This window comes from Hymenobacter aerilatus (genome assembly GCF_022921095.1).
Lineage (GTDB): Bacteria > Bacteroidota > Bacteroidia > Cytophagales > Hymenobacteraceae > Hymenobacter > Hymenobacter aerilatus.
In genome coordinates this window covers 987,165-1,010,030 of sequence record NZ_CP095053.1, presented here as the reverse complement: position 1 = coordinate 1,010,030, position 22,866 = coordinate 987,165, and the positions used below count along the sequence as shown (strand labels likewise).

The window sequence follows — 22,866 nt, the reverse complement described above, 5'->3', positions numbered from 1 at the left end:
TGGGGCTTTTTTTTAATAATCACTTCATCTACAGCGCTCTAACGCACCCGGCCACGGCTTCCGCCCTGCACTGGCCCGTGGTTCTGACCCTGCATATTGTTGCCGCGGTACGCGGGCCGGGGATTGTTGCGGTACGTGGTGTTGGGGCGCACATAGTTTTGTCGTACCACTCCACGCGGCGCACGGCGCGGGGTAGGCTGCACTATCACGGTGGTATGGTTGCGGTAGTATGGCCGGGCATACGGATGGTAGCCCCCATAATAGCGCCCGTAGTGGGGATACGCCCCACCGTAGTACGGCCCGGCACCGTAATAAGGACCTACGTCGCCGTAGCCCACGCCACCCGAGGCCACGCAGCCGCTAAGCAGACTGCCAGCGGCCAAGACAAGAAGTAAAACGGGTATTTTCAGAAACTTTTTCATAGTATAAAAGCGCAGCTTGTCAAGCACTTACCGCGTGTTAGTTGATGGTATACCTATTAGACGCCTGCCACCCCCCAAAGGTTTAATTGGGTATAAGGAGTAAAGTAATTTCATAGTATGGATAAGAAAAGCAGCACCGTATAGCGCACGTTTCCCGTGCCGCTTCGGCAACTACGAAACATAACATGGCGCGTCACTCTACCCTACCCTACCCTACCCTACCCTACCCTACCCTACCCTACCCTACCCTACCCTACCCTACCCTACCCTACCCTACCCTACCCTACCCGTTGCCAGCCCAACCGACATTGCGCGACAACCACAAAAAAAGCCCGGCACACGGCCGGGCTTTTAAGTCAGGAACGAAGAGTAAGTGTTATTTCTTGGCGCTATACTCGTCGTTGAGGTATTTCAGTACGGGGGCAGTGATGTCCAGCTCTTTGCGGGCGTAGGCAATGGCACCGCCGGGCGACGAAATCAAAATCATGCGGTAGCCGTTCTCCTTGCCGTATTTTTCGATCTGCTTTTCCACGCGGTCGAGGACGGTTTTGGTCATTTTGGCTTCTTCCTGCGCTGCTTGCTGCTGTAGCTGCTGTTGTTTCTGGCCAGCCTGGGCTTCCTGCTGTTGTAGGTTCTGCTCGGTGGCTGCGCGCTGCTCGTTGGTCAGCGACTGGGCCGTTTGCTGGTACTTCTGCACGGCCGCCTGGAAGTTGCGCACCAAAGCATCATTCTGGGCCTGCCAGCCTTTGGCCTTGACCTCGAAGCTCTTACGGGCTACCTGCATTCCTTTATAGCCCTCCAGCAGCTTGTTCGACTCCACGTAGGCTACTTTGTTGCTGTCGGCGCTGGCTACGGTGGCTACCTCATCTACAGGTACTTCGGCTGTAGAATCAGCAGCCATGGTCACCTTAGGGGTAGCAGCTACCGGCGCGGCAGCAGGGCGGGAGGAGAAGTGCAGGTAAAACAGCACGGCAACGGCCAGAACCAAAACGGCGTTGACAATGAGTTGAGCAGTCTTATTCATTCGAGGAAAAAGGAGAAAGGTAGAAACGCCCGTTACGGGCAGAACAAAGAAACAGAAAAACCTCGGGTTATTTAGTTGTTAAGGAGGAGTTGTCAGGTAGTAGTTATTGGGATCTGTCATCCTGAGCAGCGCGAAGGACCTTCTCACGGTAGAACGATAGACGTACCAAGGACTTGTTCATGCGTGAGAAGGTCCTTCGCGCTGCTCAGGATGACAATCTTTAGGGATTGACAACTCGCAACTCAAAGAGTCGGAGCAGGGGCGTCGGTGTCTTCTGTGGGAACGGGTGCCGGTTCTGTCAAGCCAATGTGCAGGAGCGCGTCGCCCTGGTTGACGACAGGCATGTGGTTGAGTCCCACCACGTAGCCGCTCACCGGCGACTCCAGATGCACGGCCATTTCGCCGTAGGGGTCGGTGATGATGCCGTAGACCTGGCCCTGCTCGATGTAGTCGCCCTTGCGCACCTGGCTGCGAAACAGCCCCGCGAAGCGCGCCCGCAGCCAGCGCCCGCGCCAGCACTCAATGCTGGGCTGCGTGGCTGGCGTGGCCTCGGCTACCATGCCCAGGTGGTGCAGCACGCGGTAGGTGCCAGCTATAGCTAGCTCAATACCCGTTTCATCGAAGCGCAACGACTCGCCGGTTTCGTACACGATAATAGACTTGCCCAAGCCAAACGCTGCTTCTCGCAGGGAGCCTCGCCGCAGCTTGGCGTGCAGCGTGAAGGGGGCCGCAAACGTGCGAGCCAGCGTGGCGCTGGGCTCGTGGTCGAGCAGGCAGCGCACTTGCGGGTGGTTGCTGCGCGAGGCGCCGCCCGTATGGAAATCAATGCCGTAGTCGACCAGCGGCATGATTTCGCGCATGAAGCGGTGCGCTACCCGGCTGGCCAAGGAGCCGCGCGAGTTGCCGGGAAACGACCGGTTGACGTCCTTACCATCGGGCACCTCGCGCGAGAAGTTCAGGAAGCCATAGATATTGAGCAGCGGAATAGCAATGATGGTGCCCCGCAACGGCCGCAGCAAGTCCTGCTGAATCAGGCGGCGGATGGTTTCCACGCCGTTCACCTCGTCGCCGTGCATGCCGGCCATCAGCAGCACCGTCGGCCCCGGCTCCCTCGACCGGAACACGTGCACCGGCACGTCGATGATAGTACCGGAGGGTAGGCGCGAGATAACCAAGCGGGTCATCACCCGCTCGCCAGGCTGGATAGTGAGGCCGTTTAGCTGCAAGGAGGGGAAGTGTTGAGTGTTGAATGTTGAGATTGAGAAGCGGTTAGAACGAATTCCCCCCCTTAAAAAAGGAGGGGAATTCGTTCTAACCGCTTCTAGCTTTCGCTACTTCCCTACTCCTCGTCGGTTTCAGTGGCTTTGCGCTTCTTGGCGACTTCGGCCCTCTTGCGCTTCTTCACCAGCTCCTCGGTATAGGTAATGACTTTGCCGGCTATATCGAGGCCGGTGGCTTTCTCGATGCCCTCCAGGCCGGGCGAGGAATTTACCTCCAGCACCAGCGGACCGCGCTTGCTTTGCAGCATGTCTACGCCCGCAATGCCCAGGCCCAGGGCTTTGGCGGCGGCCAGGGCGGCGGCTTTTTCGGCCCGGCTCAGCTTCACCAGCTTGCCGGTGCCGCCGCGGTGCAGGTTCGAGCGAAACTCGCCCTCCTTGCCCTGGCGCTTCATGGCGCCCACTACCTCGCCGTTCACCACGAAGGCCCGCAGATCGGCGCCCTTGCTTTCGGCAATAAACTCCTGCACGATGATGCGCGCCTTCAGGTTGTGAAAGGCCTCAATCACCGACTGTGCAGCCTTGGCCGACTCGGCCAGCACCACGCCCAGACCCTGCGTGCCCTCCAATAGCTTGATGATAACGGGGGCGCCGCCCACGTGCTCAATCATGGTCGGCACGTCGGCAGAGAAGTTGGTGAAGGCCGTTTTGGGCATGCCGATGCCAGCCCGGCTCAGGATCTGCACCGAGCGCAGCTTGTCGCGGGAGCGCACAATGGCTTGGCTGCTCACGGCCGTCGACACCTTCATCATCTCAAACTGCCGCACTACGGCCGTGCCGTAGAACGTAACAGAGGCCCCAATGCGCGGAATAACAGCTTGGATATCGTGCAGTCGCTCGCCCTTATAAATAATACCCGGCGTACCTTTTTCCAGCACTAGGTTGCACTGCAAATGGTCTAGCACCACCACCTCGTGGCCGCGTTGCTGGGCGGCTTCTACCAGGCGCTGGGTAGAGTATAGTGTTGGCTCACGCGATAGAATCGCTAATTTCATGGGTGACACAGAGGATGGGGCGGTCGACGGGTGGTTATAAAAGGCGAGTGCTATAGCTTAGCCGGGTACTACGAAGAGGGGTGTTGGGTTGCCTTATACGAAACATTACGCCGCCCTACGTCCACCACAAAGCGCCCCTGCCGCAACAGAGCGCGGCCAATCAGCACGGGGTACTTCATGTCGGAACGGTCGGAAAGCGAAAACTCGGTGGCAAAATCCTCCCCGAACAGGCGGATGACCATGGCTACCACGTAGCGCTCCTGCACGTCGCCATTCGAGCTGCGGATGTCGCGCCGCGAGAACGTGGTAAATTCCAGCGGCCGGCCGTCAAAGTTAAGGTGCGACGGGTCAAGTAGCAGCACGCGCAGCACAATTTGCCCGTCGGCGCGGCGCTCCTCGTGGATGTCGGAGCAGTGAATGGCGCCCGTGTAGGCGCCGGTATCTACCTTGGCCTCTATGCCTTGCAGCCCAAACGCCGGGAAATCGACCAGCTCCCGCCGCCCCACTACCCGCTTCGGAATTCGCATTTTTTTCATCCCCGCGAAGGTAGGAAAAGGTGAACTTGTGAGATACTGTGATAAAGAGCAAGAACTTGGGCAAGTTTTTTATCTTTAGGCTCCTTCAAGGAGAGCCTTCGGGTTCATCCTGTGTAGCCTCGGCCCATTAATCGGCCGGGGCTACTTCTTTTTCGGCCATGTGGGCCGGGTGGAACTGCAGGTCGTAGGGGCGGTCGTTTTTCCAGAGCGAATAGCAGAGCAGCAAGAGCTTGCGCATGACGGCAATGACGCCGGGCTTGCCGCTGGGCTGGCGGGCGCGCAAGCGGGCATAGAAGGCTTTTTGCTGCGGATTATAGCGCAGGCTGCTCACGGCTGGCAGGTAGAGCGCCGTACGCAGGCGCACGTTCCCTCGGCGGGAAATGCGCGTGGCTTGGGAAGAGAGGCCGCTTTGGCGCTGCACCACGTCTAGGCCGGCGTAGGAGGCGAGCTGGCGCTCGTTTTCCACCAGGATGAAGCCGTTGGTTTCGGCCACCACCACGATGGCCGTGGTCAGACCGATGCCGGGGATGCTGGTCAGGTGGGCCAGTTTGCGGGCCAACTCCGGCTCCGCGTCGAGCAGCAGCGAGAGGTCTTGGTCGACGGCTTTTAGCTGTTGGGCAACGAGTTGCTGCTGAGCGGCCAAGCGCTCGAGGGTGCGGGCGTCGGGCTGGTAGCTGTGCTGGTAGGCGTGGCACCGGGTTTTGAGCTGTCCGCCCTGCTCGCTTAGGCGCTGACGCTCGCGGGCCAGGGCCCGCAGCTGGCGCAGAGCGGGCGTTGGTGGTTGCCAGGCGGGCAAGGCCCGCTCCAGGCCCAGGCGGCAAAGCAGGCGGGCATCGAGTTGATCGGTCTTGCTCTTGAGCTCGGTGCTCTGGGCAAAGTGCTTGACTTTGTTGGGCAGTAGCACGCTCAGGGCCTGTGCGTTATCGGAGAGAAAATAGGCTAAGGCTTCGTAGTAGACCCCAGTGGCTTCGACCACGAACCACAATGGGGCGGCGGGCGCCTGTTGCTTGGCCGTCCAGGCCAGCAGGGCCGTGAAGCCGGCCAGCGTGTTGGCAAACGTGGTTTCTTTACCAAAACGCAGCTGCTGGCTGGCCTCGATGCGGCCGAAGCAGGCCACGAAGGTGTCTTTGGCAATGTCAATGCCCACAACGTATTTCAGCGGGGCGGTGGGGGAAGGGACGCGGGGCATCGGCACGGGGTAAAAAGGTGGAAAGCAACCAGCCAGCAAGGTTTTCACCGCAACTCTCCTTGTACAAATGCGGGATGCCATCCGCGCCAGGGCGGGGCTCCCTCCATACTGTGCAGTCTTCAGGCAAAAACGGGAAACGGGGCACAGATTCTCACACGCAACGTCGACGCCAAAGCACCGCATTTAGGGATGGATGGTGTCCCCGTTTCCTTTTCTAGCTACCCTTAAGTTAGGGTAGTACAATCATACAAGTGATGAGGTTCAGTAAAGAATACGTGTGTCATCCTGAGCATTCCGCGCATCAAGCGGCAGCGAAGGACCTTTTCATGCGTGAACGAGTCGTTGATACGCCTGCCGTTCATGCGTGAGAAGGTCCTTCGCTGCCGCTTGATGCGCGGAATGCTCAGGATGACACGTATTTCTGTTAACTCACCACTTTACTCTTCTCGCTTTCGCAGCAGCCGCTCGTACTCACGCTCGGCTTGCTGGCTTTGGCCCCACCACCCGTAGACGCTGGCGCCGTTTGCTAGCAGCGCGATGCCCCAGAAGAAGGTAGCCCACAGCGGCCACGGCACGGGGTAGGACCCGCGGCCCGTGAAAGCCCAGATGGTCCACAGCAGGGCATTCACCCACAAATAGGTAAGTACACTGGCTTTGAAGCGGGCACGGGCTTTCGCCTGGCGCCAGAGTTGCGGGTCACGGTTGAGGGGCTCCATGGCAGAGAGGATAACGAGGTGAAACAGTGCAGGAAAGGTAGTCGATGGTCTATCTCAACACAATTCTTTGCTACCCAATCAGCAACATTTCGGGCCGAACTGTCTTACAACAGGGATGAATGGCGCTGCCACTCTGCTCTTCTTACGCTTTTGCTATGGCTATTACCGCTGCTACCTGGCGCCCCGACGCCCAAACCTTCGGCCGCATCCTGCTCTACCAGGGCGATATCACACGGGTGGATACCGACGCCATCGTGAATGCCGCCAACTCCTCGCTGCTGGGTGGAGGCGGCGTAGATGGGGCCATTCACCGGGCTGGTGGGCCAGCTATTCTGGAGGAGTGCCGCCAGATCAGGGCGCGGCAGGGTGGCTGCGCTACCGGCGAGGCCGTGATAACCACCGCCGGCGAGCTACCAGCCAGCTACGTGATACACACAGTAGGGCCGGTGTGGAACGGGGGCATCAAGGGCGAGGCGGAGCTATTGACCAGCTGCTACCGCAACTGCCTGCGCCTGGCGGCAGAGAAGCAGCTCAGCAGCGTGGCGTTTCCGGGCATCAGCACCGGTATTTACGGCTACCCCAAGGCCGACGCGGCCCGCATTGCAGTGCGCGAGGTGCAGGCGTTTCTAAAGGAAAACGAGCTGCCCGCCACCGTGGTGTTTGTGGCCTACAACGAGGAGGCGCGCTGGGTGTACGAGCAAGAGTTGCTGAAGTAGGCATTGGTCGCGCCCTACCCGTGCGGCCCCGCCTACCCTGCTGCCAACAACATCCACCTGCCAGCATAGCCGCTGGCCGGCAGCGCCCGTATGCGGTAGGTAGACTTCAACCCAACGCATTATGTTTGACCAAGTAGACTGGCACGCAGTCTTTGTGCCCAATACACCCCTACTCGAAATTGTGGTGCGGGGCACGCTTATCTACCTGGGGCTGTTTTTGCTGCTGCGCGTGGTGCTGAAGCGCGAGTCGGGTACGCTAGGCATCACCGATATGCTGTTTGTGGTGATGATTGCCGACGCCGCTCAGAACGGCATGGCCGGTGAGTATCGCTCCGTTACGGAAGGCATTCTGCTGGTGGGCGTTATCATTTGCTGGAGCTATTTTCTGAACTGGCTGGGCTTTCATTATCCGTTGTTTCAGCGGCTGATAAAGCCCGCCAAGCTCCTGTTGATCCGCAATGGCCAACTGCAAAAAGACAACATGCGCAAGGAGCTGATTACCCGCAGTGAGCTGATGAGCGAGCTGCGCACCAACGGCCTGACGGATATATCGGGCATCAAGGAAGCGTATATGGAGCCAACGGGTCGCATCAGCATTATTCGCTTTGAAGAGAAACAGAATCCACCCTCGGAAGAGCCGCCATTATAGCTTCGACTACCCTGTAGGTGCTACCAGTTGCAGGCTGGCCGAGTTGATGCAGTAGCGCAGGCCGCCGGGCGCGGGGCCATCGGGAAACACGTGGCCCAGGTGCCCCTGGCACACATTGCAGCGCACCTCCACGCGCTGCATGTGGTGGCTGTGGTCAAAGTGGTAGCAGATAGCGTTTTTGTGGGCCGGCTGCGTGAAGCTGGGCCACCCCGAAATAGCGTGGTACTTGGTGGCAGCACTAAACAGCAGGCTACCGCAACCGGCACATACGTACTCGCCCGGCTCGTAGAGGCGGCAGTAGGCATTGCGGTAGGGCGGCTCGGTGGCCTGCTCGCGCAGCACCCGAAACTGCTCGGGCGACAACTCTTGCGCCCATACGGCCGCCGTTTTCTCTACCCGGTGGGGCGGCTCGGGGTTACCATACCGGGCAAAGGTGAGCACATCCAGCCAACGCAGCATAGGCCCGGCAGCGGCTATTTATCGAAAAACAGGCTGTAGATAATCCACACCACGGCCAGCACGGCCATGGCGTACCAGCCCCATTTGTTGTAGTTGTCGGGTTCCTGGGGGGCACCGCCGGTGCGGCGCCGCATCTTTAGGCCGGGAAGGTTCATGCGCGGTGCGGGAATAGGCGAAGAGGAAGCATGCTATTCTCCATACGTAGCTACCCCGGCAGATAGTTCGATTTGCCAGGGTAGGCACGACACAACGTTGTCTGCTACAGAAACCACATCTGCGGCCCAGGGTAGGAAACGGCCACGGCATGGCCCGGCGCGGCGGGGGGCATGCTGGTTTTGGCCGTGAGACGACTACCCAGCAGCTCCACTTCCGTTTCGTAGTAGCTCCCAAAAAACTGCACGGCCTGCACGGTGGCCACAACAGCTCCTTCGGGAGCTGCTGTAGTTAGCTGCACCTGCTCGGGGCGCAGCAGTAGCCGTTTTTCCTTCGGCAGGCGGCGGCCGGCAGCTTTGGTGAGGGCGCCGGCCGCCGGGCCGGTCAGCAGGTGATAGTCGCCGAACAGGGCGGCGGTGTACTCGTTGGTAGGCTGTTGATAAACCTGCACGGGCGTACCCTGCTGCACCAGCTGGCCCGCTTGCAGCACCAGCAGCTCATCGGCCCAGGAGAGCGTGTCGAGGGGGTCGTGCGAGACGAGGGTGCAGGTGATGCTCAGCTGCTCGCCCAGGTCGCGTACCACGTCTTTCAAAATCTGCTTGTGTACGCGGTCGAGGTTGGAGTAGGGCTCGTCGAGCAGTAGCAGGCGCGGAGCGGCCAGCAGCAGGCGGGCCAGGGCAATGCGCTGCCGCTCGCCGCCGGAAAGGTGGTCGGTGCGCCGGTGCATGAGGTGGTTGATGCGGCACACCTCGTACAGATCGGCCGCGGCGTTGCCCCGGAGCTTGTTGGCGTAGCGCAGCACCTGTTCTACCCGCAAAAACTGCGGCAGCTCAAACTGCTGCGAGAGGTAAGCAATGCCGGCCTGGCCGGGAATCAGCTTTTCGGCCGGGCCGCGCACCCGGCTTCCTTCAAACATGACGGTGCCTGCGCTGGGCTGCACCAGCCCGGCAATAGTTTGTAGCAGTGTGCTTTTGCCGGAGCCCGTTTCGCCGGCCACGGCCAGCTTCTGGAAGCGCTGCTGCAAGAAGCTGATGTCCTGCAATGCCAGGTTACCTTTTTCTTCCAGCCGGATATCTGATACAGTTAATAAGCTCATAAATGACATTGTTGTGGCATTCCCCTACCCTTTTAGGGCTGAAGTGCTGGGATATGCAGCAGCTTGTAGGGTAGTTTTCGGCTCGAAGTACTCACTTCTACAGGACTTCAGCACGGGTTGGGCGCCACAGGCTTCCATTCGCGCCGTTGGAGGTAGGCACTAGCAACGTCCGCAGTGTGCTGCGCGTCCTTGGCACATTCGCTACCTTCAGGCCTCATCCTACCCTTGCTCCTTTCTCATGAAAACCCTACCCCTGCTTACCTTAGCGTTTAGCCTGCTCACCACTCCCCTGCTCGCGCAGCAAAACCCTGATTGGGCCAACCTGAAGCGTTACACGCCCGCCAATCAGCAGCTGAAAGCTCCCAGCACGAACACGCCTCGCGTGGTACTAATGGGCAACTCCATCACCGACGCCTGGCCCCGCGCTGACTCAGCCTTTTTTGCCGGGCGGCCCTACGAGTACGTTGGCCGCGGTATTGGCGGGCAGACCTCTCCGCAGATGCTGCTGCGCTTTCGGCAAGACGTGCTGAACCTGCGCCCCGCCGTGGTGGCCATTCTGTCGGGCACCAATGATGTGGCCGAAAACACTGGTCCTTACGATCAGCAGGCTACTATGAACAACATCAAGTCAATGGCAGAGTTGGCGCAGGCCAACGGCGTGCGGGTGATTTTGTGCTCGGTGCTGCCGGCCTCCGAGTTTCCGTGGCGTAAGGGCCTGACGCCCGGCCCCAAGATTGTGGCTCTCAATGAGCAAATCAAAGCCTACGCCCAGCAGCACAACTTCGTGTACCTCGACTACCACAAGGCCCTCGCCGACGAGCGCCAGGGCCTGCCCGCTAAATACGCCAACGACGGCGTGCACCCTACCCTGGCCGGCTACCGCATCATGGAGCCCCTGCTGAACCAGGCGGTGGCGAAGGCTTTGAAGCAAAAGAGCAAGTAACAACTCTTTAAGTAGTTTTGCAGAAGTAACCGTATACCCGATCTGACCACCCTAGGCAGTCTGACCGATTGAAGCAACAACAATTACACCCTGACGACAACCAGTCAGACCACCTAGGGCGGCCTGACCGGAGCATGCGCCAGATAGACGCTTACTTTTGCGCAATTACTTAACAGCTTACATGCAAGTCACGCTGTGCCCAGGCTCTGGCCCAAGGCGCTGCTGATAGAAAGCCCACCGGGGATGTGTTATTATTGAAGCAGGTTTAACCCCCTCTCCTTCAAGCCATGAAAGTTCAGTTCGTTGTAAGGCATCGTCACGGCATGGCCTTGCTGAGTGCGCTCCTGCTAAGCGGTGCTGGTGCCAGCGCTCAACAGGCGGCGCCTACGCTGGCCAGCGCTCATTCGTGGTATGTGGGAGCGCAGGCCGGGCCAAGCCTTCAGGTATACAACACAGATAAATTCAACGGTACCGGGATGGCTACCGCCGCCATCGGCGTACACGGCGGCTACGAACTCCAGCCGCGGCTGATGTTGCAGGTGGGGCTGGCGTACGGGCGCGGAGCTACGCCGGTGGAGCAGTTGTCGGGCAGCGGCCCGTTCAGTAACTATCCCGCAACCAACTACATCCGTAGCGCCTGGACGGTGCCCGCGCAGCTGCGGTGGTCGTTTGCCAAAACCCCTCACCGCTTCCAAGTGCAGGGTCTGGTGGGTTTTAGCCTGTGCTTCTTCTCCCAGCGCTACACGGCCTTCCGGTACGAGGCCGGCCCGAAGCAAACCGAAGATGCCCGCGACACCAACGGCTACCTCAACTTTGGCCTGGGCAGCAACTTCCGGCTAACCAGCCGGCTGCACCTAGCCACCGACCTGCTCACTAGTGCAAATCTGCAGCGCCCTATCAACAGCCTCTATCCCATTGCGCCCGGTGTCAGTGCCGCACTGGGGCTGAATTATCGGCTTTAAGTACTCATTCATAAGAAAGCGTATGCTCCGGTCCGACCACCCTAGGCGATCCGACCGGTTGCCGACAGAACGAAATTGTTTTTGCTTCAACCGGTCCGACCACTTAGGGCGGTCGAGCCAGCAGGACTAATGCGCATACGGTTACTTATGAGAGACTGCTCAACGTAAAGCAGCGTCTTACGCCCGAGTCGTGTACCGGCGTCCGCCGGCACACGACCTATCAATGGCGTGGGGCACAGCCTCGCGCCATTCCTATCAAGTATTCTACTACAACTCCGTCAGCACCTGCTCTATCTCCGCGAACAACGGCCGGGCCGCAACCTCTGGCTGCACGCAACGCTGCTGCAAGGTTGCGAGGGCTTCCACCGTCGCCGTAGTTTCGGCTGTGGCCTCGGTGTGGGCCAGTAATTCTTCCAGCAGACAGCCGAAGGCCCGCACCTCTAACTGCTGCAATGCCTGCGCCGTGGGTGTGCCCGCATCGAAAAAGCAGGCTGCGCCGAAGTCGCCGAGTAGACACTCGCCGGCGCTGGTGTTCAAGATGTTGTGCGCGTACAAGTCGCCGTGCAAAATACCCTGGGCGTGCAGGTGGGCCGTGGCCGAGGCGATGCCGTGGGCTAGGCGCAGCGCGGCGGGTAGGCTGAACATGGTGCCGGGTGCATACACGTCGCGGGTGCAGGAGGCCAGACTGGGCGGGCCAGCCAGATTACCAAAGGCAGGATCAATTAGCTCTAGCACCAGCCCCTCGGCCTGGGCAGGATGGTGGCTGATCTTGCCTTCCACAGCTATTAGGTTCGGATGCCGGCCGGCGCTGATGCAAGCCGACATTTCGCTGTGCGGCAGTCCGTCGCTGGTCACGGCTCCTTTAAAGAGCTTCACGGCCACTGGCTGCGCAGCGCCTGCCACTTGTTGCCACTCGCCGCGGTAGATCACGCCCGACGCGCCCTCGCCCAGCTGCTGCTGGATGGTTAGCGCCGACCACTCGATGCTGCGGATGGGATGCTGGGCTACTACGCGGGCCTCTATCTCATCGAAGAAGGGATTTCCGGCGTAAGCCAGCCAGCTCAGCCGCGGCAGCGCCAGCAGCCACGCAGGTAGCGCCGCGAAGCGGTTGGCGGCAATGCGCAGCAGTTCCAGGTTGGTGCAGGCGGCCATGGTATCGGGTAGCTCGGTGAGCTGGTTGCCGGCCAGCATCAGCTTTTGCAGCTCCCGGCAGTTACCCAATTCCGGCGGCACCGCTTGCAGTTGGTTATCGGTCAGGATCAGCCAGCGCAGCCGGGGCGGCAGCGCAGCGGCAGGCAGCGTTTGGATCTGGTTGGCCTTGAAGCCGACCATGCTCAGGTGCGGCAGCTGGCCCAGTACCTCCGGCACGACGGTAAACTGGTTGTCGGAGCAGAAGAGCACGCGCAGCTTGTGCAGCTGCCCCAGGTCGTCGGGTAGGGAGGAGAGTCGGTTGCCCGACAGATTCAGGATTTCCAGCGAATCAGCCAGATCGAATATTTCGCGGGGGAACTCGGAGAGGCCACAGGAAAGGTCAAGGCGCTGAATGCCGGCCAGCTGGCCGGCGCGGATTTGGTCGAGAGTGTGCATGGGTAGAGACTAGAAAGAAGATACTGTCAAGCTACCAACTCCTCAAACAACCGGTCCAGCGCGGCGCTGGGGTCGGTGCAGAGGCCGGGGTGCACGGCAGAGGTCTGCACGATGGTGCTGCGCATGGCCGTGAGCCAGCGGAAGCGCGAGGACACCGGCAGCTGCCCAATGGGGCCACCCGTGCGGCGACCCGCGCAAATACGTTCGAAGGCGTGCAGCCGTGCGTGCAAGTCGGCCAGGTCGAGGGGTTGGCCGGCGAAGGCTTGCAGACGGGCTTCGGGCACCGTGAAGCGCACTTGCAGGAACCCCTGCGACGCGCAGTACAGGATAACGCCCACATTCAGAAACTCTTCGCGCTCCACGCGGGGCACCACGCGCAGCACGGCGTACTCAAATAAGTGCTTGTCGGGCATGATTGGCTTCCTGCACAAAGGTTTCGGATGCGGCCAGACGGGCAGTCAAGAACCGGACGTAGTTTTCGCGCTGCTCGGCGGGCGGGGCGGTGGTAGAGGCATCGGCCAGGAGCCATTCCTCGGGCACCAGCTCCACAATCTGGCGGATGTGCTCGGGCGTGAGGCGGGCGCGGCACTCGGCATCTACGGCCGTTAGCTCGCTGGCCTGGGGTAGGAGCACGTGGTCTTTCACCTGCGCAAACGTGCGCTGGCGGTCGGGCTGCGCCCAGTCGGGGCCAGTGTGGTGTACGTAGAGGGCGGCGCCGTGGTCTATCAGCCATAGCTCCTGGTGCCACATCAGCATATTGGTGTTGCGGGCGGTGCGGTCTACGTTCAGCGTGAGGGCATCGAGCCACACAATCTGCGAGGCCAGCAGCGGCGCTACCTGATTTACCAAAGGGTCGAAGGTAACGGCGCCGGACAGGTAGTGCAGGCCCAGGTTCTGGCCTGTGCTGAAGCGCAGCAAGTCTTGGATTTCCTCGTCGGGCTCGGTGCGGCCGAAGGCTTCGTCGAGCTGGCAAAATACCAGCTCCGGCACACGCAGGCCCAGTGTGCGGGCCAGCTCGCCCACAATCAGCTCAGCAATCAGGGCCTTGAGGCCCTGCCCCGCACCCCGGAACTTGAGCACGTACAGGAACCCATCGTCGGCTTCTACCAGCGCGGGTAGGGAGCCGCCCTCGCGCAGCGGTGTCACGTAGCGCGTCACCTCCACGGTGCGCAATTCGGGTTGACTTTCCATTGTGGGTGCATAGTTCGGGATTTATCGGGCAACGACCGTGAAACCCCGTGCGTTTTGAGTTTCTTCCCTACCAGACCAACAGCAGAATTGAGCGGCAACTCGCGTTTTATAGCGGGTAGATAACCGCCTGAAAACAATATTTCCTGACCAGACGCTAACTTCTCCTACTCCTACCGCATTCGCTCGGCTGTGCCGAGTGAGCCCTACGCCTGCGGGGCTGCTCCCCAAATCTGGCCGCGCCGCTTGCCCGAGGCCGCCTCAACGTGATGCAGACGTGCGCAGCAGAGCTGCTTGAGCGTAGGCCTCACTCGGCACAGTCGAGCGAGTGCGGAGGTCGTTCAATGTGAGAAGGTCCTTCGCTCCACTCAGGATGACAGACGCTTTCTCACCTAAATATTTCCTACCCCCACGCCCTCCTACCCCTACGAGCTGCACGACAGCGTGGCGCTGCCGGGCTTGGTGCTGGCCCACTCGGGGCGCTTGGCGGCCAGGTCTTCGTGCTCGGGGTGTTCGTCGTAGGGCGTGCGCAACACGTGCTGCAAGTTGTTCAGCAACGATAAGTCACCGGTTTCGGCGGCCTCGATGGCTTGCTGGGCGAGGTAGTTGCGCAGTACATATTTGGGGTTGGCGCGCAGCATTTGTTCGCGGATGGCGGCAGGTGCTGCCGTTTCCTGGCGCAGGCGCGCCACGTATTGCCCCAGCCACTGGCGCAGCGGCTCGTGGGCCGGGCTGCCGGGGGCGGTGTAGGTGGCGGCTTCCAGCAAATCCTGTAAGGCCTGTTCTTCCATAGCGCCATTTTCCAGCAGCATGGGGGCCACGTACGAAAGCCCACGGAAAAACAACGTCATATCGGCCTCGGCGGCGGTTAGCGCGTCGGGTAGGGCCGACAGGAGCGGCAGGTCGTCGGGGTGGGGCGTGAGGCCCAGCTTGCGGAACAGCAGAGTGCGGTAGGTGCTGGTATAGATGCCGGCATAGCTGTTGAGCACCGGCGTCAGCTCGTCGGCGCTGCCTACCAGGGGCACCAGGGCCTGGGCCAGCATCATCAAGTTCCAGAGGGCCACGCGCGGCTGCTGCCCGAAGGCGTAGCGGCGCTGCCCAAAATCAGTGGTATTGGGGGTCCAGTCGGGGTCATAGGGCTCCAGCCAGCCGTAGGGGCCGTAGTCGATGGTGAGGCCCAAGATGGACATGTTGTCGGTGTTCATCACGCCGTGCACGAAGCCCACGGTTTGCCAGTGCGCCACCATCACGGCCGTACGCCGGCATATTTCCGCAAACCAGCTCAAATATACCGCAGGCGAAGGCGCGCCCAGCTCGGGATAGTGGTGCCGGATGACGTAATCGGCCAATTCCCGTAGGTTGTCGATTTCGCCAGTCGCCGTGAGGATCTGAAAGCTGCCAAAACGCACGAACGACGGCGCCACCCGCGCCACAATGGCACCCGGCTCGGGCAATGGATTGCCGGAGTAGAACATGTCGCGCACTACCTCGTCGCCGGTGCCTACCAGGCTGAGCGCCCGTGTGGTGGGCACGCTTAGGTGGTACATGGCCTCGCTGCACAAAAACTCCCGCACCGAGGAGCGCAGCACTGCTCGCCCGTCGGCGCGGCGCGAGTAGGGCGTGGGGCCAGCGCCTTTCAATTGCACCTCCCAGCTGCTGCCATCCAGGGCCATCAACTCGCCCAGGGAAATGGCGCGGCCGTCGCCGAGCTGTCCGGCCCAGCTGCCAAACTGGTGCCCGCCGTAGCGGGCGGCCACCGGCTGCATGCCGGGCGCCTGGCGGTTGCCAGCCAGTACCTCCACGGCGGGGCCGCGTTCGGGCGGGCGCGTCAGGCCCAGAAAATCGGCCAACTCCTCGGACCACGCCAGCAGGTGCGGGTCGCGCACGGGAGTGGGCGATACGTGCGAGTAGTGGTAGCCGGGCACCTGGCGTGGGCGCAGGTCGGCGGCGGTGTCGCCGCGCAGCTCTTCGGCAAAGGAGTTGCGAAACGAAGCCTGGTCGATGGAAACGGTGGAATGCGACATAAAAGAAAGGCGGAACGGACCGGCTGCGTACCGGTCAGTTGACAAAGAAGCGGCTTAGGAAATTCAACAAAGCAAGCTACACGTCATGCTTGATCTGACGCGCACATTGAAGATTCTTAAACAGCTTCAACACCTAGCCGGCATGCAGGTTTCCAGCAACGACAGATATTCCCTGAAAACTACACCGTGACGGACTGCCCCGGCCCCGCTTAGGCGCACAATCTGCCGGAGCGCCTGCACATCCAAGTGGTCGGGGTGCTGGTGGGTGATGAAGACGGTAGACACGTCCCTGAACGTATCGGGCGCCACCGCGCCGTCGGCAAACGTGAACATGCCGGGGTCGGAGAGCAGTTGCTTGCTGTCGTGCTCCAGCAGCAGGCAGGAATGACTATATTTTGTAATTTTCATAGCATAGGGGCATAGAGCGTGGGCCCAGGCTATTCTTTGGAAGCCTCAGGCCGACCAGCGCCGCAGATTTGCGTTATTTTACTTTCTTGCCGCAAAGCAGTATCCCTACTACCCGCCCGTACCTGCTTTGGTTGTCTGACGCTGTTGATTTCTACCTGCTTCTATGCCATTACCCGACCCTGCCACGTTTACTACTGCCGAGCTGCAGCCTACCTTCCCCCCCGATGAGCTTCTTACGGGGTTGCTGGAAGTGTCGCATACCGGCATCGTGCTGATGAAGCCAGTGTGGGCTCAGGATGGCATTACCCTCATCGATTTTGAATTGCTGCGGCTTAATACCATTGCCCAGCAACTGCTCCAGCTTCCGGCCCAGCCTGGCGGTACGCAGCTGGGCATCTACCCAGAGAGCCGTACCAATGGCGTGTATACCTTTCTCCACCACACCTTTCTCTCGGGCCAGCCAGCACACCACCTGCTCGATTATCCACTCGAAAATGCCACCTATTACATTTCGGCGCGGCGGGCCGGCAATGGGCTGCTGGTGAGCTTCAACCCCAATATAGAGCGCAGCGGCCCTGGTATTGAGGAGGCGCTGCGCCTCAGCCAAGCCCGCGAGCACGCTGCCCGGGCCGAAGCCGAGACGCAGCGTGTGCACCTGGAGCGGCTGTTTATGGAAGCCCCGGCCATGATTACCATCTTTGAGGGGCCCCAACATGTTTTCAAGCTGGTGAACCCTTTATACCAGCAGCTGGTAGGGCCACGCCCCCTGCTGGGCAAGCCCATTGCCGAAGCCATGCCGGAGCTTGCCGGGCAGCCCATTTTTGGTCTGCTCGACAGGGTGTATCAAACTGGTGAGCCGTTTTACGCCACCGAAATGTTGGTGCAGCTCGACCACGGCAACTCCGGTACACTGGGGCATAACTACTATAACTTCATCTATCAGCCTACCCACAACTACAAGGGCGATATTGATGGAATTCAGGTGTTTGCCTACGAGGTAACGGCGCAGGTAGTGGCCCGCCACCGCGTGGAAGCCAGCGAGCGGCAGCAACGGGTTCTGAACGAGGATCTGGCCGCTGCCAACGAGGAATTGCAGGCCGCCAACGAGGAAATCCGCGCCAACAACGATGAGCTGTTTAACACACAATATGCCTTGCGCCTACTTAACCAGGAGCTGGAAAGCCGCGTGCAGCACCGCACCTACGAGCTCCAACTAGCGCAGGCAGAGGCCGAGCAGCAGCGCGCCCGCCTGGAGCGGCTGTTTATGCAGGCCCCCGGCGCCATCTGCATTCTGGACGGCCCCGACCTGGTGTATGAGCTGGTAAATCCGGCATACCAACGCCATTTCCCGGGGCGGCGCCTGCTGGGCCACCCCATTGCCCAAGCGATGCCGGAGCTGGTAGGGCAACCCATCTGGCATATCCTACAGCACGTGTACCATACCGGCGAGCCGCACGAAGGCAACGAGTGGCTGATTCAGGCAGCGCGCGAGGATGGCGGCCCCCTCGAAAATATCTACTTCAACTTTGTGTACCAGCCGCGCCACGATGCCACTGGCATGATTGACGGGGTTTTGGTCTTTGCGTATGAGGTGACCGAGCAGGTAGTGGCCCGCCACCAGATGGATGCGGCCAACCACGAGCTAAGCAACACCAACCAGCAGCTCACGCGCATCAACCAGGACCTCGACAACTTCGTGTACACGGCCTCACACGACCTCAAGCAGCCGGTCAATAATATGGCCGGCATCTTTGAGGAATTAAAGCGCACGGCTACCTTCCATGACCCCGATGCGCCCCTGCTACTCGCTATGTTTGAGGGCGCCCTCACCCAAATTCACAGCACCGTGCAGGGTCTGGCCGAGATAGTGCAGGTGGAGCGCCACCATGGCCAGCTACCCGTCGAAACGGTGCAGCTACGTCCGCTCACGCAGGCCGTTATCCAGAGCATGCACCACCAGGTAGCCGCGTCCGGGGCGGTATTTACCTTGGAGTTCGACCAGATGCCCACGCTCCAGTTTGCGCAGCTCAGCCTGCAAAGCATCCTCTACAACCTGCTCAGCAACGCCCTAAAATACGCCCACCCCGACCGGCCACCCCATATTCGGGTAGCGACGGAGCCGACGCCAGCGGGTATACCCGTGCTGGTGGTCCAAGACAATGGCCTGGGCATAGATCTGGCCCGCTACGGCGCCGACCTATTCCAGATGTTTCGCCGCTTCCACGACCACGTACACGGCACTGGTGTGGGCCTCTACCTGGTAAACCGTCTGGTAGAGCAAGCCGGCGGCCACATCGACGTGGCCAGCACCGTAGGCGAGGGTACCACCTTCCGGGTGCACTTGGGGAGTGGTGAAATTGTAAAATTGTGAATGGAAAGACGCGTGTCATCCCTGATCTGGCGTCCGCTTGCGAAGGACCTTCTCACGCGTGAACGACTGACGTAACAACGACTCGTTCTACCCTGAGAAGGTCCTTCGCTCTGCTCAGGATGACAGCCGTATTCTTTACTCACAATTTCACAACCTCACAATTTCACAATTCGATGAATGAAACTCAGCTTCTCGGCTACTTCGGGCACAATCACGAAGGGGTAGGGGTCGTGCTGGCCCATGCTGCGGTTGAGGCTATTCATGGCGAACGTGAGGGGCAGCCATTGTTGCAGAATCTCCTTGAAGTCTGGTAGCTGGTAGGGGTCTTGAATGGTGGCGCGCAGGTTGGCCTCCGTCTCAGCTTCTTGGGGGTTGATGCGTAGCCCGAAGGCGTGGGCAGTTTGCAGCGTGTCGGTGATGTGCAGGTAGTGCGCCCAGGTTTCGGCCCAGTCCTCCCAAGGGTGCATGGTGGCGTAGGCGCTGATGTAGTGCTGGGGCCAATCGGTGGGGGCACCTTGGTCGTAGTGGCGTTGCAGAGCCTCGCCGTAGTCGGCGCGCTCATCGCCAAACAGGCGGCGGTACTCGGGCAGGTAGGGCGAGTCGGCAATGAGTCGGTCCCAGTAGTAGTGCCCTACCTCGTGGCGGAAATGGCCCAGCATGGTGCGATACAGCTCCCCCATCGACTGACGGGCCATTTCGCGTTCCACGTCGTCAGCCTCAGCTATATTCAAGGTAATGAGACCGTTGGCATGGCCAGTCATTACTTTTTCGCCCTGCTGGCTGTCGGGATTTTCGTCGGCTTTGAAGTCGAATTGCAGGCCGGTTTCCGGCTCTACCCGCTTGCTGACCACGCGTAGGCCCAAGCGCAGCAGCGTGTATACCAAGCGGTGCTTGGCTACCTCAATGTTGCGCCAGCGCGTGAGGTACTCGGGCTTGCTGAGGTTGGGAATGGTGTGGTTCAGGTCGCAAGCTTGGCAGAAAATATTGTCGCTGGTGGTGGGCACCAACCAGTTGCAAACGTCATGGGCGTGGTTGGCGCAGTAGCGGAAGGTGCCGTGGGTAGGCTGATCGTACAACTCAAAAATGCCGGGCTGCTGCTCCACTAAGGGGAAAAGCTGAAGTTGGCCGGCGTCGAAACCCAGCGCATAGCCGCACTTTTCGCAGCGGTTGTTTTCGAAGTAGAGCAGGTGCCCGCAGTGGGTGCAGTGGAAGAGGCGCATGGAAAGGGTAGGCGGCTTAGCGCGAGCAGTTTGCAGGGGCTAGCAGCTCAGGTTGGCCCTATCAAACGGAGAATCATTGGATAAGTTGACGCGTCTTACCACTTACTATTTTCATCAAATTATAGCCGCTTTTTTGAAAATACCCCTTTCTCCTGACGCACTTCGTTAGCGGTTTTTCAGTAGTTTGCCGTACTACCTACACTACCAGCGCGCTATTGGCCGACTGGTGACTGCCCCTACCCTACCGCCTACCTATTCTGTTTATGAAAGACGATTCGCTACTAAAGGCTTACCAGGAGCAGCCGCAGGTGTGGGACGAAATGTTTGGGGCCGATGGCATCCGGCCAGAGTATACGCACTTCGTAACAGCCATCGAAAACCTACCGGCATCAGAGATGACCCGCAAGGACGAGCTGGCCAAAAAGCTGTTTATGAGCCAAGGCATCACCTTCACGGTGTATAGCAGCGGCGAGGGCATCGAGAAGATTTTTCCCTTCGACATCATTCCGCGCATCATTCGGCAGCGGGAGTGGCAGCACATTGAAGCTGGCATCAAGCAGCGTCTTCGCGCCCTCAACATCTTTCTGAAGGACATTTATCACCAGCAGTTTATCCTAAAAGATGGGCTGATTCCGGCGGCGCTGGTGTACTCGTGCCCGCAGTTTTTGCGCGAGATGATGCACGTAGACGTACCCCACGACATCTACACGCACATTGCAGGCGTGGATTTGATTCGGGACAACGATGGGCAGTTTTACGTGCTGGAAGACAACCTGCGCACGCCCTCGGGGGTGTCGTATATGCTGGAAAACCGCAGCATCACCTACCGCATCTTCCCCGACTTGCTGCCCAAAAACAACGTGCAGCCGGTGAAGGACTACCCCGACCTGCTCTACCGCAACCTGCTGGCCCTCGCCGGCCGCCAGGATAGCGACGCCACGGTGGTGCTGCTCTCGCCGGGCATCTACAACTCGGCCTACTTCGAGCACAGCACCCTGGCCCGCCTCATGGGCATCCGGCTGGTAGAGGGCCGCGACCTGATAGTACACAATCACTTTGTGTACATGAAAACTACGAAGGGCCTGCAACGCGTGGACGTGATTTACCGCCGCGTCGACGACGAGTTTCTGGACCCACTTGCGTTCCGGCCCGATAGCGCCCTGGGCGTATCGGGGCTGTACTGGGCCTACCGCAAGGGTAACGTGGCCATCGTGAATGCCATGGGCAACGGCGTGGCCGACGACAAGGCGGTGTACAGCTACGTGCCCGAGATGATTCGGTACTACCTTAACGAGGAGCCGATTTTGAAGACCGTGCCTACCTACCAGATGGCCGACCCCGACCTGCGCCAGCTGGTGTTCAGCCAGATGGACCGCATGGTGATTAAGCGCACCAATGAGTCGGGCGGGTATGGTATGTTGATTGGCAGCGCGGCCACCGAGGAGCAGATGGAGGATTTCCGAAAAGCCATTCTGGAAGACCCGCGCAGCTTCATTGCGCAACCCATCATCAGCCTGTCATCGACGCCGTGCTACCTCAACGGCGTGCTCCAGCCCCGCCGCGTGGACCTGCGCCCCTTCGCCCTCTACGGCCCCTCCGGCATCGACATTGTGCCCGGCGGCCTCACTAGGGTAGCGTTGCAGGAAGGCTCGCTTGTCGTGAACTCCTCCCAGGGCGGCGGCAGCAAAGACACCTGGGTGCTAGGGGAATAGTGAAGTTGTGAGCTTGTGAAATGGTGAACTTGCTATCGGCGCAGGCAGAACAGTAGATTCACCATTTCACAAACTCACCACCTCGCCTTTTCCTTCTTCACAACTTCACAAATTCACAACTTCACCACATGCTTAGTCGCGTTGCGGATACGATTTACTGGCTGGCGCGCTACATGGAGCGCACGCAGTCGATGCTTCAGGTGATTCGCACAAATTACATTGCCTCGCAAAACGAAATCTACGATTTCAACTGGCGGCCGTTTTTGCAGCTCTACGGCGACCTTACGCCCGACGAGTTGGCGCAGCTGGACGGCCACTCTACCCCCATTCTGACCCATTTGGTACTGGACCGGCATAACGGCGCCTCGGCCTACCGCAACATTTTACAGGGGCGCGAGAATGCCCGCGCCGTGCAGGACCACATTACCAAGGAAGTGTGGCAGTCGCTCAACGACTTCTACCACGTCATCCGTGACCCGGAGGTAGGGCAGCAAATCACGCACGAAGACCCCATTTCGGGCCTGGATGCGCTGCTACGGCAGGCGCTGCTGTATGCCGGCACCGTGCAGCACACCATGCCCCGCGACGAGGGCTACGCTTACCTCGGCATCGGCAAGTGCCTGGAGCGCGCCATCCAAACCACCGACATCCTGCGCGTGCGGTGGGCCGCCGTGAAGGAGCACAACGTGCACCCGCTGGATGCGCCTGCCCTGCGCTACCTGCTGTACTCGCTGGTGGGCTACGAGCAGTATATCAAGACCTACAAGGGCACATTCAATACGGATAACGTGCTGCAATTCATCGTCTACAACACGCAGTTTCCGCACGCGCTGCTCTACAGCCTCGACCAGCTGGCCTACTACTTCGGCCGCCTGCAACCCGAGAGCCTCCCTGAAAGCCACGCGCACGTTGCGTTTCTGATTGGCAAAGTACGCACCGCCGTGCGCTACAGCAGCCTCTCGGCCCAAGAGCCCGAGCAGTTGACCAGCTTTCTGCTGCAAACCCGCCAACAGTTGTTGGACGTGGCCAGCGCACTGAATACGTCTTATTTTGGGTATAACTAAGTCTATTTAAGCCATTCAAAAAAGTTTGTCATCCTGAGTGGAGCGAAGGACCTTATCGCGGCTGAACGAGTCGTTGATACGATGGTCGTTCTAGCGTGAGAAGGTCCTTCGCAAGCTCAGGATGACAAACTTCTTACTCTCCTATCTCTATAACT

General features: G+C 60.0%; 24 protein-coding genes. 8 read left to right on the top strand and 16 right to left on the bottom strand.

Annotated elements, in window-relative coordinates; all coding sequences use genetic code 11:
- Window positions 1–38 precede the first annotated feature (38 nt).
- The gene (locus tag MUN82_RS22345; RefSeq protein WP_311136421.1) at window positions 39–422 is read right to left on the bottom strand and encodes a hypothetical protein; all 384 of its coding nucleotides are present in this window, start codon (window positions 420–422) and stop codon (window positions 39–41) included.
- A gap of 156 nt (window positions 423–578) precedes the next feature.
- Between MUN82_RS22345 and MUN82_RS04340 the strand changes: the two genes are divergently transcribed.
- Window positions 579–827, top strand: a complete 249-nt coding sequence (locus MUN82_RS04340; RefSeq protein WP_245095280.1) for a hypothetical protein — start codon at window positions 579–581, stop codon at window positions 825–827.
- On the opposite strand, the gene MUN82_RS04335 is transcribed toward MUN82_RS04340, so the two are convergent.
- The 6 genes from MUN82_RS04335 to MUN82_RS04310 all read right to left on the bottom strand — a co-directional run bounded on the left by MUN82_RS04335 (window position 799) and on the right by MUN82_RS04310 (window position 6,159).
- Window positions 799–1,446, bottom strand: a complete 648-nt coding sequence (locus MUN82_RS04335) for an OmpH/Skp family outer membrane protein (RefSeq protein ID WP_245095279.1) — start codon at window positions 1,444–1,446, stop codon at window positions 799–801. The genes MUN82_RS04340 and MUN82_RS04335 overlap by 29 nt on opposite strands.
- A gap of 242 nt (window positions 1,447–1,688) precedes the next feature.
- Complete coding sequence (locus MUN82_RS04330; protein ID WP_245095277.1) at window positions 1,689–2,672, bottom strand: succinylglutamate desuccinylase/aspartoacylase family protein; 984 nt, start codon at window positions 2,670–2,672, stop codon at window positions 1,689–1,691.
- Between the two features lie 113 nt (window positions 2,673–2,785).
- A complete protein-coding gene (rimK, locus tag MUN82_RS04325) occupies window positions 2,786–3,718 on the bottom strand; it encodes a 30S ribosomal protein S6--L-glutamate ligase (protein WP_245095275.1) in 933 nt (310 codons plus the stop codon).
- Window positions 3,719–3,786: 68 nt separating this feature from the next.
- Entirely contained in the window at window positions 3,787–4,254 is a 468-nt protein-coding gene (locus MUN82_RS04320) for an ATP-dependent zinc protease family protein (protein WP_245095273.1), read from the bottom strand.
- Window positions 4,255–4,381: 127 nt separating this feature from the next.
- The gene (locus MUN82_RS04315; RefSeq protein WP_245095272.1) at window positions 4,382–5,443 is read right to left on the bottom strand and encodes an IS110 family RNA-guided transposase; all 1,062 of its coding nucleotides are present in this window, start codon (window positions 5,441–5,443) and stop codon (window positions 4,382–4,384) included.
- Between the two features lie 437 nt (window positions 5,444–5,880).
- Window positions 5,881–6,159, bottom strand: coding sequence for a 2TM domain-containing protein (locus MUN82_RS04310; protein WP_245095271.1), 279 nt, complete (start codon window positions 6,157–6,159; stop codon window positions 5,881–5,883).
- A gap of 155 nt (window positions 6,160–6,314) precedes the next feature.
- On the opposite strand from MUN82_RS04310, the gene MUN82_RS04305 reads away from it, so the two are divergent.
- Complete coding sequence (locus tag MUN82_RS04305) at window positions 6,315–6,875, top strand: O-acetyl-ADP-ribose deacetylase (protein WP_245095270.1); 561 nt, start codon at window positions 6,315–6,317, stop codon at window positions 6,873–6,875.
- Between the two features lie 121 nt (window positions 6,876–6,996).
- Window positions 6,997–7,524 carry a DUF421 domain-containing protein gene (locus tag MUN82_RS04300; protein WP_245095269.1) on the top strand — a complete coding sequence of 176 codons (528 nt, stop codon included), beginning with the start codon at window positions 6,997–6,999 and terminating at the stop codon, window positions 7,522–7,524.
- Between the two features lie 6 nt (window positions 7,525–7,530).
- Here MUN82_RS04300 and msrB read toward each other — a convergent pair whose 3' ends face one another.
- The 3 genes from msrB to MUN82_RS04285 all read right to left on the bottom strand — a co-directional run bounded on the left by msrB (window position 7,531) and on the right by MUN82_RS04285 (window position 9,232).
- Window positions 7,531–7,983: a peptide-methionine (R)-S-oxide reductase MsrB gene (msrB, locus tag MUN82_RS04295; RefSeq protein ID WP_245095268.1), complete on the bottom strand. Its 453-nt coding sequence runs from the start codon at window positions 7,981–7,983 to the stop codon at window positions 7,531–7,533.
- Between the two features lie 14 nt (window positions 7,984–7,997).
- Window positions 7,998–8,138 carry a hypothetical protein gene (locus tag MUN82_RS04290; RefSeq protein WP_245095267.1) on the bottom strand — a complete coding sequence of 47 codons (141 nt, stop codon included), beginning with the start codon at window positions 8,136–8,138 and terminating at the stop codon, window positions 7,998–8,000.
- A gap of 104 nt (window positions 8,139–8,242) precedes the next feature.
- On the bottom strand, window positions 8,243–9,232 hold the full coding sequence (locus MUN82_RS04285) for an ATP-binding cassette domain-containing protein (protein ID WP_245095266.1): 990 nt from the start codon (window positions 9,230–9,232) through the stop codon (window positions 8,243–8,245).
- 238 nt (window positions 9,233–9,470) lie between these two features.
- Here MUN82_RS04285 and MUN82_RS04280 point away from each other — a divergent pair, with 238 nt between their 5' ends.
- Together MUN82_RS04280 and MUN82_RS04275 are read left to right on the top strand one after the other, a co-directional pair.
- Window positions 9,471–10,175 carry an SGNH/GDSL hydrolase family protein gene (locus MUN82_RS04280; RefSeq protein ID WP_245095265.1) on the top strand — a complete coding sequence of 235 codons (705 nt, stop codon included), beginning with the start codon at window positions 9,471–9,473 and terminating at the stop codon, window positions 10,173–10,175.
- Window positions 10,176–10,462: 287 nt separating this feature from the next.
- A complete protein-coding gene (locus MUN82_RS04275; protein ID WP_245095264.1) occupies window positions 10,463–11,137 on the top strand; it encodes an outer membrane beta-barrel protein in 675 nt (224 codons plus the stop codon).
- 267 nt (window positions 11,138–11,404) lie between these two features.
- Here the strand turns inward: MUN82_RS04275 and MUN82_RS04270 are convergent, their stop codons facing one another.
- The 5 genes from MUN82_RS04270 to MUN82_RS04250 form a co-directional block, all read right to left on the bottom strand.
- Window positions 11,405–12,724 (bottom strand): leucine-rich repeat-containing protein kinase family protein, encoded by a 1,320-nt coding sequence (locus MUN82_RS04270; protein WP_245095263.1) that lies wholly within the window; start codon window positions 12,722–12,724, stop codon window positions 11,405–11,407.
- A gap of 26 nt (window positions 12,725–12,750) precedes the next feature.
- A complete protein-coding gene (locus MUN82_RS04265) occupies window positions 12,751–13,137 on the bottom strand; it encodes a DUF3037 domain-containing protein (protein WP_245095262.1) in 387 nt (128 codons plus the stop codon).
- Window positions 13,115–13,915, bottom strand: a complete 801-nt coding sequence (locus MUN82_RS04260) for a HipA family kinase (protein WP_245095261.1) — start codon at window positions 13,913–13,915, stop codon at window positions 13,115–13,117. The genes MUN82_RS04265 and MUN82_RS04260 overlap by 23 nt, the downstream gene beginning before the upstream one ends.
- 422 nt (window positions 13,916–14,337) lie before the next feature.
- Window positions 14,338–15,936 (bottom strand): protein adenylyltransferase SelO, encoded by a 1,599-nt coding sequence (locus MUN82_RS04255; protein ID WP_245095260.1) that lies wholly within the window; start codon window positions 15,934–15,936, stop codon window positions 14,338–14,340.
- A 126-nt stretch (window positions 15,937–16,062) separates the two neighbouring features.
- Complete coding sequence (locus MUN82_RS04250; RefSeq protein ID WP_245095259.1) at window positions 16,063–16,344, bottom strand: MBL fold metallo-hydrolase; 282 nt, start codon at window positions 16,342–16,344, stop codon at window positions 16,063–16,065.
- Between the two features lie 163 nt (window positions 16,345–16,507).
- Here MUN82_RS04250 and MUN82_RS04245 point away from each other — a divergent pair, with 163 nt between their 5' ends.
- On the top strand, window positions 16,508–18,715 hold the full coding sequence (locus MUN82_RS04245; protein ID WP_245095258.1) for a PAS domain-containing sensor histidine kinase: 2,208 nt from the start codon (window positions 16,508–16,510) through the stop codon (window positions 18,713–18,715).
- Between the two features lie 155 nt (window positions 18,716–18,870).
- On the opposite strand, the gene MUN82_RS04240 is transcribed toward MUN82_RS04245, so the two are convergent.
- Complete coding sequence (locus MUN82_RS04240) at window positions 18,871–19,935, bottom strand: zinc-binding metallopeptidase family protein (protein WP_245095257.1); 1,065 nt, start codon at window positions 19,933–19,935, stop codon at window positions 18,871–18,873.
- 263 nt (window positions 19,936–20,198) lie between these two features.
- On the opposite strand from MUN82_RS04240, the gene MUN82_RS04235 reads away from it, so the two are divergent.
- Both MUN82_RS04235 and MUN82_RS04230 read left to right on the top strand, forming a co-directional pair.
- A complete protein-coding gene (locus MUN82_RS04235) occupies window positions 20,199–21,647 on the top strand; it encodes a circularly permuted type 2 ATP-grasp protein (protein WP_245095256.1) in 1,449 nt (482 codons plus the stop codon).
- A 128-nt stretch (window positions 21,648–21,775) separates the two neighbouring features.
- Window positions 21,776–22,711: an alpha-E domain-containing protein gene (locus tag MUN82_RS04230; RefSeq protein WP_245095255.1), complete on the top strand. Its 936-nt coding sequence runs from the start codon at window positions 21,776–21,778 to the stop codon at window positions 22,709–22,711.
- Window positions 22,712–22,866 lie beyond the last annotated feature (155 nt).

What these genes read in the sequence shown, in the direction of transcription:
- MUN82_RS04265 (WP_245095262.1), bottom strand. Translation starts at nt 13,137, where the DNA reads ATGCCCGACAAGCACTTATTTGAGTACGCCGTGCTGCGCGTGGTGCCC.
- MUN82_RS04245 (WP_245095258.1), top strand. Translation starts at nt 16,508, where the DNA reads ATGCCATTACCCGACCCTGCCACGTTTACTACTGCCGAGCTGCAGCCT.
- MUN82_RS04285 (WP_245095266.1), bottom strand. Translation starts at nt 9,232, where the DNA reads ATGAGCTTATTAACTGTATCAGATATCCGGCTGGAAGAAAAAGGTAAC.
- MUN82_RS22345 (WP_311136421.1), bottom strand. Translation starts at nt 422, where the DNA reads ATGAAAAAGTTTCTGAAAATACCCGTTTTACTTCTTGTCTTGGCCGCT.
- MUN82_RS04280 (WP_245095265.1), top strand. Translation starts at nt 9,471, where the DNA reads ATGAAAACCCTACCCCTGCTTACCTTAGCGTTTAGCCTGCTCACCACT.
- MUN82_RS04255 (WP_245095260.1), bottom strand. Translation starts at nt 15,936, where the DNA reads ATGTCGCATTCCACCGTTTCCATCGACCAGGCTTCGTTTCGCAACTCC.
- MUN82_RS04235 (WP_245095256.1), top strand. Translation starts at nt 20,199, where the DNA reads ATGAAAGACGATTCGCTACTAAAGGCTTACCAGGAGCAGCCGCAGGTG.
- MUN82_RS04290 (WP_245095267.1), bottom strand. Translation starts at nt 8,138, where the DNA reads ATGAACCTTCCCGGCCTAAAGATGCGGCGCCGCACCGGCGGTGCCCCC.
- MUN82_RS04270 (WP_245095263.1), bottom strand. Translation starts at nt 12,724, where the DNA reads ATGCACACTCTCGACCAAATCCGCGCCGGCCAGCTGGCCGGCATTCAG.
- MUN82_RS04240 (WP_245095257.1), bottom strand. Translation starts at nt 19,935, where the DNA reads ATGCGCCTCTTCCACTGCACCCACTGCGGGCACCTGCTCTACTTCGAA.
- MUN82_RS04275 (WP_245095264.1), top strand. Translation starts at nt 10,463, where the DNA reads ATGAAAGTTCAGTTCGTTGTAAGGCATCGTCACGGCATGGCCTTGCTG.
- MUN82_RS04230 (WP_245095255.1), top strand. Translation starts at nt 21,776, where the DNA reads ATGCTTAGTCGCGTTGCGGATACGATTTACTGGCTGGCGCGCTACATG.
- msrB (WP_245095268.1), bottom strand. Translation starts at nt 7,983, where the DNA reads ATGCTGCGTTGGCTGGATGTGCTCACCTTTGCCCGGTATGGTAACCCC.
- MUN82_RS04335 (WP_245095279.1), bottom strand. Translation starts at nt 1,446, where the DNA reads ATGAATAAGACTGCTCAACTCATTGTCAACGCCGTTTTGGTTCTGGCC.
- MUN82_RS04315 (WP_245095272.1), bottom strand. Translation starts at nt 5,443, where the DNA reads ATGCCCCGCGTCCCTTCCCCCACCGCCCCGCTGAAATACGTTGTGGGC.
- MUN82_RS04250 (WP_245095259.1), bottom strand. Translation starts at nt 16,344, where the DNA reads ATGAAAATTACAAAATATAGTCATTCCTGCCTGCTGCTGGAGCACGAC.
- MUN82_RS04310 (WP_245095271.1), bottom strand. Translation starts at nt 6,159, where the DNA reads ATGGAGCCCCTCAACCGTGACCCGCAACTCTGGCGCCAGGCGAAAGCC.
- rimK (WP_245095275.1), bottom strand. Translation starts at nt 3,718, where the DNA reads ATGAAATTAGCGATTCTATCGCGTGAGCCAACACTATACTCTACCCAG.
- MUN82_RS04300 (WP_245095269.1), top strand. Translation starts at nt 6,997, where the DNA reads ATGTTTGACCAAGTAGACTGGCACGCAGTCTTTGTGCCCAATACACCC.
- MUN82_RS04260 (WP_245095261.1), bottom strand. Translation starts at nt 13,915, where the DNA reads ATGGAAAGTCAACCCGAATTGCGCACCGTGGAGGTGACGCGCTACGTG.
- MUN82_RS04305 (WP_245095270.1), top strand. Translation starts at nt 6,315, where the DNA reads ATGGCTATTACCGCTGCTACCTGGCGCCCCGACGCCCAAACCTTCGGC.
- MUN82_RS04320 (WP_245095273.1), bottom strand. Translation starts at nt 4,254, where the DNA reads ATGAAAAAAATGCGAATTCCGAAGCGGGTAGTGGGGCGGCGGGAGCTG.